This is a genomic window from Holdemanella sp. DFI.5.55 (genome assembly GCF_020593575.1).
Classification (GTDB): domain Bacteria; phylum Bacillota_I; class Bacilli_A; order Erysipelotrichales; family Erysipelotrichaceae; genus Holdemanella; species Holdemanella hominis.
In genome coordinates this window covers 1-918 of sequence record NZ_JAJDMK010000173.1, presented here as the reverse complement: position 1 = coordinate 918, position 918 = coordinate 1, and the positions used below count along the sequence as shown (strand labels likewise).

The window sequence follows — 918 nt, the reverse complement described above, 5'->3', positions numbered from 1 at the left end:
GATTTATCTATTGCATTACGTTGATTACTTTACAGTGAAAGGTGTCCATTCAATGTGGTTATATTCCATCACATCATTTGCTTTTTTCATTCCTAATTTTTCGTAAAATGCAATGGCATTTTCATTCGCAACCAAATATACAGCAATATCCTTTTTACCGCCTGCTAAAGAATGTGCTGTTTTTATCAATTTCGTGCCAATTTCTTGATGTAAATAGTCTCTGTCTACACCTAAATCTGTTATATAAAGCCAATAGGCATAGTCGGTCAATCCAAATAAAACGCCGACAATTTGATTATCCTTGTTTCTTGCAATAAGACTGATTGATACATGATCAACTAGCTTTGCCATTCTTTCTTCGAATCGTTCCTTCGGATACTGTGATCCTAGATCCGTACGCTTTAAAAATTCAATATATTCAATTGAAGATATTCGCTCTTCTTTAATCTGAATGTCTTTGCACATAACAATTTTCTCCATAAACCCCTAATTCTATTTCTGTTGCCATTCCATTACATATTCTTTTTCTTCGGTAGCTTCATCAAAACCGCTATGCTGAATCTCAAATCCTTCTCTTTGATAAAAGGCTATTGCCCGTATATTCTTTTGATATACATTCAAAAATAATTTGCTTCGTTTATTTTTTGCATAATTTAAAAGAGCTTTTCCTATGCCATGCGATTGCATTTCATTTGAAACAAAAATGCCCTCAATATATTCATCATTTAGACCTATAAATCCCTGTATTTCTTGATTATCCTCATAGACATAGACAGTTGCCTGCAAGAGCAACTCCTTCACCGATTCAAAATTATTTTGCCAATATTGTTTAGAAATAAAATAATGTGTCACCACATTCGTATCCAACCATATATCTGCAACTTTATTTATATCTGCTTTTTGTAATTCTCTAATCAT

The 918-nt window shown here is 32.6% G+C and carries 2 protein-coding genes; both read right to left on the bottom strand.

Annotated features, from left to right (window positions below):
• Window positions 1-24: 24 nt before the first annotated feature.
• A complete protein-coding gene (locus LJE08_RS13620; protein WP_199593251.1) occupies window positions 25-465 on the bottom strand; it encodes a GNAT family N-acetyltransferase in 441 nt (146 codons plus the stop codon).
• Window positions 466-492: 27 nt separating this feature from the next.
• A partial coding sequence (locus LJE08_RS13615) for an N-acetyltransferase (protein WP_227403533.1) occupies window positions 493-918 on the bottom strand: 426 nt, incomplete at its 5' end.